General features: G+C 73.5%; 8 protein-coding genes. 6 read left to right on the forward strand and 2 right to left on the reverse strand.

Annotated elements, in window-relative coordinates:
- The first annotated feature begins 32 nt into the window (after positions 1 to 32).
- Both ACWDRW_RS34615 and tsaE read left to right on the forward strand, forming a co-directional pair.
- Positions 33 to 1250 carry an alpha/beta fold hydrolase gene (locus ACWDRW_RS34615; protein ID WP_451730644.1) on the forward strand — a complete coding sequence of 406 codons (1218 nt, stop codon included), beginning with the start codon at positions 33 to 35 and terminating at the stop codon, positions 1248 to 1250.
- Positions 1222 to 1728, forward strand: a complete 507-nt coding sequence (gene tsaE, locus ACWDRW_RS34620) for a tRNA (adenosine(37)-N6)-threonylcarbamoyltransferase complex ATPase subunit type 1 TsaE (protein WP_451730647.1) — start codon at positions 1222 to 1224, stop codon at positions 1726 to 1728. Before ACWDRW_RS34615 ends, tsaE begins: the two co-directional genes overlap by 29 nt.
- A 318-nt stretch (positions 1729 to 2046) precedes the next feature.
- Here the strand turns inward: tsaE and ACWDRW_RS34625 are convergent, their stop codons facing one another.
- Positions 2047 to 2601: a hypothetical protein gene (locus ACWDRW_RS34625; RefSeq protein ID WP_451730650.1), complete on the reverse strand. Its 555-nt coding sequence runs from the start codon at positions 2599 to 2601 to the stop codon at positions 2047 to 2049.
- A 99-nt stretch (positions 2602 to 2700) separates the two neighbouring features.
- Here ACWDRW_RS34625 and tsaB point away from each other — a divergent pair, with 99 nt between their 5' ends.
- From tsaB to ACWDRW_RS34645, 4 genes are read left to right on the forward strand one after another with little or no spacing between them, the layout of a single operon-like run.
- Positions 2701 to 3357, forward strand: a complete 657-nt coding sequence (gene tsaB, locus ACWDRW_RS34630; protein WP_451730653.1) for a tRNA (adenosine(37)-N6)-threonylcarbamoyltransferase complex dimerization subunit type 1 TsaB — start codon at positions 2701 to 2703, stop codon at positions 3355 to 3357.
- Between the two features lie 17 nt (positions 3358 to 3374).
- Positions 3375 to 3848: a ribosomal protein S18-alanine N-acetyltransferase gene (gene rimI / locus ACWDRW_RS34635; protein ID WP_451730667.1), complete on the forward strand. Its 474-nt coding sequence runs from the start codon at positions 3375 to 3377 to the stop codon at positions 3846 to 3848.
- A complete protein-coding gene (gene tsaD, locus ACWDRW_RS34640; RefSeq protein WP_451730656.1) occupies positions 3841 to 4926 on the forward strand; it encodes a tRNA (adenosine(37)-N6)-threonylcarbamoyltransferase complex transferase subunit TsaD in 1086 nt (361 codons plus the stop codon). The genes rimI and tsaD overlap by 8 nt, the downstream gene beginning before the upstream one ends.
- Positions 4923 to 5201, forward strand: a complete 279-nt coding sequence (locus tag ACWDRW_RS34645; RefSeq protein ID WP_451730659.1) for a hypothetical protein — start codon at positions 4923 to 4925, stop codon at positions 5199 to 5201. Before tsaD ends, ACWDRW_RS34645 begins: the two co-directional genes overlap by 4 nt.
- A gap of 189 nt (positions 5202 to 5390) precedes the next feature.
- Here the strand turns inward: ACWDRW_RS34645 and ACWDRW_RS34650 are convergent.
- On the reverse strand, positions 5391 to 7478 hold a 2088-nt coding region (locus ACWDRW_RS34650; protein ID WP_451730661.1), incomplete at its 5' end, for a beta-xylosidase/alpha-l-arabinosidase.

The raw sequence follows: 7478 nt of genomic DNA on the forward strand, positions 1-7478 counted from the left end.
GAGGACACCAGTCCGGCGAAGAGGAGCGGTACGTGAGCGAGAGCAGTGCGGAGGCCGTCGCGGCCGTCGCCTCCGCCGGCAACTGGCGCCGCGCGACCGGTATCGCGGGCGCCGCGATAGGCGTGGTCGCCGCCGGCGCCGCGGCCGGGGTCGCCATAGAGCGGCTCACCGTCGGCCGGGGGATGCGGCAGAAGGCCCGGCTCGCGCTCGACTCGGCGGGCCCCTACGGCGCGCTGCGCGGCATGCCCGGCAAGGCGGTCTCCGACGACGGCACCGAGCTCTACTACGAGGTCGACGACGTCGAGCCCGAGGGCGGCTCGGCCCCGCGCCGGCGCCGCCTCTTCGGCCGCAAGGCCCCGGCTCCGGTCACCGTCGTCTTCAGCCACGGCTACTGCCTCAGCCAGGACTCCTGGCACTTCCAGCGGGCGGCACTCCGGGGTGTCGTACGGACCGTGCACTGGGACCAGCGCAGCCACGGCCGCTCGGCGCGCGGAGTGGCGCAGACCCGGGACGGGGTGCCGGTCGACATCGAGCAGCTCGGCCGGGACCTGAAGGCAGTCGTCGACGCGGCCGTGCCCGAGGGGCCGATCGTGTTCGTCGGGCACTCCATGGGCGGGATGACCGTCATGGCCCTGGCCGACCAGTACCCCGAGCTGATCCGGGACCGGGTCGTCGCCGTCGCTCTCGTGGGTACGTCCTCGGGCAAACTCGGCGAGGTCAACTTCGGCCTGCCCGTCGCGGGTGTCAACGCGGTGCGACGCGTGCTGCCGGGCGTGCTGAAGGCGCTCGGGCAGCGGGCCGAGCTGGTGGAGAAGGGGCGCCGGGCCACCGCCGACCTGTTCGCCGGGATCATCAAGCGCTACTCCTTCGCCTCCCGGGACGTCGATCCCGCGGTGGCACGGTTCGCCGAGCGGATGATCGAGGCCACGCCGATCGACGTGGTCGCCGAGTACTACCCGGCCTTCGCCGACCACGACAAGACCGCGGCACTCCTGCATTTCACGGAGCTGCCGGTGCTGGTGTTGGCCGGGGTCAAGGACCTGGTCACCCCGAGCGAGCACAGCGAGGCGATCGCCGATCTGCTGCCCGACGCCGAACTGGTGCTCGTGCCGGACGCGGGACATCTGGTGATGCTGGAACACCCGGAAGTGGTCACCGACCGTCTCGCTGACCTCCTCACCCGCGCGGGGGCGGTGCCCGCGGGCGCTACCGTGGGTGGCTATGGAAGCAGCACCGCACAACCAGGCTGAGACCGAGCTGACCGTCACCTCCCCCGAGCAGATGCGCGAGCTCGGCCGCCGTCTCGCCAAGCTGCTGCGCGCCGGTGACCTCGTGATGCTCAACGGGGAGCTCGGCGCGGGCAAGACGACACTGACCCGGGGGCTCGGCGAGGGGCTCGGGGTCCGGGGCGCCGTCACCTCGCCGACCTTCGTGATCGCCCGCGTCCACCCGTCCCTCGCCGACGGCCCGCCGCTGGTCCACGTCGACGCCTACCGCCTCGGCGGCGGGCTCGACGAGATGGAGGACCTGGACCTCGACGTCTCGCTGCCGGATTCGGTGATCGTCGTGGAGTGGGGCGAGGGCAAGGTCGAGGAGCTGACAGACGACCGGCTCCAGATCGTCATCCACCGGGCCGTCGGCGACACCACGGACGAGGTGCGGCACGTGACGGTGACCGGACTCGGGGAGCGCTGGGCGGAGACGGGGCTGGCGGCCCTCACCGCGTAGCGGCCCACCGGGGGCCCGAGACCTCCATGAACATTCCGACAAGACGTCGGCAAGATATTGCGTTCGCCGTCCCGGGCGTGGTCACATGGTACCCAGCCCGTAGTTAGGTGTACCTAACTACGCCCGCCCCCGGCTCCCAGGAGGCGAACCATGCCGGTCACGGAACGGGACGCGACGCAGCCGCGTCCGCCGTCCGGAGTGTCCATGCGCGACCTGCTGGCCTCGTGCGCCGCGGCCAGCGCCGTGTCGACACCACCGCGCGCCCCGGAACCGCGTGCGCCGCGGGCCCCCGTGCAGGAACGCAGAGCGGCGTAGCCCTCAGCGGATCACGACGACCCGCTGTCCGATCGTCGCGAAGTCCCACATCGCGTCGCCGTCCGCCCGGGACTCGCGGATCCCGCCGGTGCGGGAGGGCGCGTCGGCGGACGGGACCGAGTCGTCCACGGCCGCGCTGAAGCCGATGACCACGCCCCGCACGCTGGTGAACCGGACCACGTGCTCGATCGGGACGCCGTCCGTTCCGGTGACCTTGTTCGAGCGGGACGTGACCGCGTAGGTGCCCGGCGCAGGGTCGACCGTGCCGGGGGTGACCTCGAAGGTGCGCTTCACCTTGTCGCCCGCCGCGACCAGCCACACCCGGTCGTCGTCCACCGAGTACACGACCCGTTCACCCTTGCCGGACCCCGAAGGCAGGGCGGAGGGGTGCTTCTTGTCGCGCGGCGCCTTGGCGGCGGCCGCCGCGGGCGCGCTGTTCGTGTCCGGTTCGCCGAGCGCGGCCGGGACGGTGACCCTGGCCTGGTAGCCGAGGAATCCGACGGTCAGGAGGGCCGCCGTGGTGAGCCCGGCCACGATTCCGGAGCTGCTGCCTGCCACCGTCGCCCACCTCTTCGTCGTACGTCGTGCTTCCCGGCGACCGTAGCAGCGTGCGCCGGGGCGGCCGTGCCCCGGCGCGAGGAGCCGTAGGCTGTTTGCGTGCTCTTGCTCGCTCTGGATACCGCCACCCCCGCCGTCACCGTCGCGCTGCACGACGGAACGGACGTCATCGCCTCCTCCAGCCAGGTGGACGCCCGCCGTCACGGCGAGCTGCTGCTGCCGGCCGTCGACCGGGTGCTCGCCGAGGCGGGGCTGAAGCTCGACGCCGTCACCGGGATCGTCGTGGGGACCGGGCCCGGCCCCTACACCGGGCTGCGCGTCGGTCTGATGACCGCCGACACCTTCGGGCTCGCGCTCGGCGTCCCCGTGCACGGTGTGTGCACCCTCGACGGCCTCGCCTACGCGACCGACCTCGACAAGGGCCCCTTCGTCGTGGCGACCGACGCCCGGCGCAAGGAGGTCTACTGGGCGACGTACGCCGACTCCCGCACCCGTCTGACCGACCCGGCGGTCGACCGGCCCGCCGACATCGCCGAGCGCGTCGCGGGGATGCCGGCCGTGGGGGCGGGGGCGCTGCTGTACCCCGACACCTTCCCGGCCGCCCACGAGCCCGAGCACGTCTCCGCCGCGGCCCTCGCCGGCCTGGCCGCCGAGCGGCTCGCCGCGGGTGCGGAACTGCCGGCTCCGCGGCCGCTGTACCTGCGCCGGCCGGACGCCCAGGTCCCCAAGAACTACAAGGTGGTCACCCCCAAGTGACAGCGGTGCTGCGCGAGATGCGCTGGTGGGACATCGACCGGGTGCTGGTGCTGGAGAAGGACCTCTTCCCCGAGGACGCCTGGTCCCGGGGGATGTTCTGGTCCGAGCTGGCCCACGCGCGCGGCCCGGAGGCGACCCGGCGGTACGTCGTAGCCGAGGACGGTGACCGCATCGTCGGCTACGCGGGACTCGCGGCCTCCGGGGACCTCGCCGACATCCAGACCATCGCCGCCGCCCGTGACCACTGGGGCACGGGCCTCGGCGGGCTGCTGCTGACCGAGCTGCTGCGGGCGGCCACGACCTTCGAGTGCGCCGAAGTGATGCTGGAGTGCCGGGTCGACAACGTCCGCGCCCAGAAGCTCTACGAGCGCTACGGCTTCGAGGCCATCGGCTTCCGGCGCGGCTACTACCAGCCGGGCAATGTGGACGCCCTCGTGATGCGCCTGACAGACCCATCAACCTCCGTACAAGGAACCGAGATCCATGGCTGACGAACCCCTGGTCCTGGGGATCGAGACCTCCTGCGACGAGACCGGCGTCGGCATCGTGCGCGGGACGACCCTGCTGGCCGACGCCATCGCGTCCAGCGTCGACGAGCACGCCCGCTTCGGCGGGGTGGTGCCGGAGGTCGCCTCCCGGGCACATCTGGAGGCGATGGTGCCGACCATCGACCGCGCGCTGAAGGAGGCCGGGGTCACGGCCCGGGACCTGGACGGCATCGCCGTGACCGCGGGGCCCGGCCTCGCCGGCGCCCTGCTCGTCGGCGTCTCGGCGGCGAAGGCGTACGCCTACGCGCTCGGCAAGCCGCTCTACGGCGTGAACCACCTCGCCTCGCACATCTGCGTGGACCAGCTGGAGCACGGCCCCCTGCCCGAGCCGACGATGGCCCTGCTGGTCTCCGGCGGGCACTCCTCCCTGCTGCTGTCGAGCGACATCACCTCCGACGTCCGTCCCATGGGCGCCACCATCGACGACGCGGCCGGCGAGGCCTTCGACAAGATCGCCCGGGTGCTGAACCTGGGCTTCCCGGGCGGCCCGGTCATCGACCGGTACGCCAAGGAGGGCGACCCGCAGGCGATCCCGTTCCCGCGCGGGCTCACCGGGCCGCGCGATCCGGCCTACGACTTCTCCTTCTCCGGTCTGAAGACGGCCGTGGCCCGCTGGATCGAGGCCAGGCGGGCGGCGGGGGAGGAGGTGCCGGTGCGCGATGTGGCGGCCTCCTTCCAGGAGGCGGTCGTGGACGTGCTGACCCGCAAGGCCGTGCGGGCCTGCAAGGACGAGGGTGTCGACCACCTGATGATCGGCGGCGGGGTGGCCGCCAACTCCCGGCTGCGGGAACTGGCCCGGCACCGCTGCGAGGCCGCCGGTATCCAACTGCGGGTGCCGCGTCCGAAGCTGTGCACGGACAACGGCGCGATGGTCGCCGCGCTGGGCGCGGAGATGGTCGCCCGGAACCGGGCCGCGTCCAGCTGGGACCTGTCGGCCGACTCCTCGCTGCCGGTGACCGACCCGCACGTCCCCGGGCACGACCACGTGCACGAGGTCAGCAAGGAGAACCTCTACCCGTGACGGTCGCGCTGATGTGGGAGGCGCGGGCGGTGCCCGGGCGGGGCGAGGAGCTGCTGGCCTGGGTCGCCGAGCAGCGGCTCGCCTCGCGGCCGCTGCGCCGGGAGACCTTCCGGGCCGCGCAGGACCGGGTGCTGGTGATCACCTGGTGGGACGCCGACCTGGACGCCGTACTGCCGGAACTGCCCGACCCGGACGGTCAGTTGGTCACCCGGGCGGTCCACCGCTGGCGGTTCGAGTCGGTGGTGGACAGCGGCCGGGGCCTGTCCGGGTCGTGACCGCGCCAGAGGGTCCTGCCTCGCGGCGCTCCCAGTCGGCGGCCGGACCGGCCTGGCCCAGCCAGGCCGCCGTCGGCCAGAGCGGGAGCAGGGCGGCCACGGGAGCCCGGGCGACGGCGGTGCCCAGGGGCACGGCCGTCTCGAAGTCCGGCAGTCGGCCGATCATGTGCCGGCCACGCCCCCCAGGGCTCAGGACACCACCGCCTCGCACACGAGCCGTCGATCCGGGCCGAGCGTCCGTACCGGCCCGGTGAGGGTCAGTCGTGCCGTGTGCAGCACCTCCGCGCTGGACGTTCCCAACCGCAGTTCCAGCAGGCCGGGTTCGACCACCTTGGCATTTGAACGGTCTGTGAAGGCCGACAGGTCCGGGTGGAAGCGGAAGCTCACCCGCCGGGCCTCGCCGGGGGCCAGTGCCAGCCGCTGGTAGCCGATCAGCCGGACGTCCGGGCGGGTCACCGAGGCCACGGGATCGTGCAGGTACAGCTGCACGACCTCCGCGCCCGCGCGGTCACCGGTGTTGCGGACGGTCACGGCCATCTCGTACGAGCCGTCCGTGCCGATCTCCGCGTCCGCCGCGTCGGACTCCCAGGCGAAGCTGGTGTACGAGCGGCCGTGGCCGAAGGCGTAGAGCGGGGTCGGGTCGAGGTTGCTGACCTCGCCCGCGAGGCCCAGCGGCGGCTGGAGATACGTCCACGGCTGGCCGCCGGGCGCCCGCGGGACGCTCACCGGCAGGCGCCCCGACGGGTTCACCCGGCCCGACAGCACTCCCGCGACCGCCGGACCGCCCTCCTCGCCCGGGAAGAAGGCCTGCACGACCGCGCCGAGGCGGCCGTGCCAGCGGCCGAGCGCGTAGGGGCGGCCGGTGAGCAGCACCAGCACCACCGGGACGCCGGTCGCCACCAGCGCGTCCAGCAACTCGCCCTGCACGCCCGGCAGTTCCAGGTCCGCGACATCACAGCCCTCGCCGGAGGTGCCCCGTCCGAACAGGCCCGCCCGGTCGCCCAGCACCGCCAGGCACACGTCCGCCTCGGACGCCCGGGCCACCGCCTCCTCGAAGCCCCCGGTGTCGGGGTCCGAGACCCCGCAGCCCTCGGCGGACGTGACCTTCGCGTCGGGGAGTTCGGTGCGCAGCGCCTCCAGCAGCGACGGGATCTCGATGCCCATCGGGACGTCCGGGTGGTGGGTGAGGACATGGGACGGGAAGGAGTAGCAGCCCAGCATCGCCAGGGCGTCCGCGGCGCGCGGGCCCACGACCGCGATCCGGGTGTCCGGGGCCAGCGGCAGCACCTCGTCCGGGTTGTCCAGCAGCACCACCGACTCCTCCGCGAGGCGCCGGGCCAGGGCGCGGCCCTCGGTGGAGTCCAGGTCGACGCGCTCGGCCGGCTCCGGGTCCCAGTCCTCGTCCAGCAGGCCCAGTTCGCACTTCTGGAGCAGCACCCGGCGCGCCGCCCGGTCCACCAGCTCCTCCGGGACCTCGCCCGCGCGGACCGCGTCCACGAGGGGCTTGCCGTAGCACTTCAGGGTGGGCAGTTCCACGTCGATGCCGGCCCGGAGCGCGGCGTGCGCCGCCTCGGCGTCGGTGTCCGCCACGCGGTGCAGGGACTGGAGGAACCCGATGCCGAAGTAGTCCGCGACGACCGTGCCGGTGAACCCCCACTGCTCGCGCAGGAGTTCGGTGAGCAGCCCGGGGTCGGCCGAGGCGGGCACGCCGTCCGTCTCGGTGTACGCGGCCATCACACTGCGCGCCCCGCCCTCGCGCAGCGCCATCTCGAACGGCGGCAGGGTCACATCGGCGAACTCGCGCACGCCCGCGCGCACGGGAGCGAGATTGCGGGCGCCCGCCGAGGAGGCGTACCCGGCGAAGTGCTTGAGCGTGGCGATCACCCCGGCGGCCTCCAGACCCCGCACATAGGCGGTGCCGATGGTGCCGGTCAGATACGGGTCCTCGCCGATGGTCTCCTCCACCCGCCCCCAGCGCGGATCGCGTACGACGTCCAGGACGGGCGCGAGCCCCTGGTGGACGCCGACCGAGCGCAGGTCCTGGCCGATCCGGCGGGCCATCTCCGCCACCAGCGGCGGGTCGAAGCTCGCCCCCCAGGCCAGCGGTACCGGATAGGCGGTGGCCCGCCAGGCGGTGAAGCCGGCCAGACACTCCTCGTGCGCGAGGGCGGGGATGCCGAAGCCATTCCCGCTCGTCTCCCCCGCACGCGCGCACATAGGCGAGAGTGACCGCCAGGCTGGGGAGTTGACGTCCCGCAGCGGCCGAGGAGAGCGTCG

It is taken from the genome of Streptomyces sp. NPDC003635 (genome assembly GCF_053587635.1).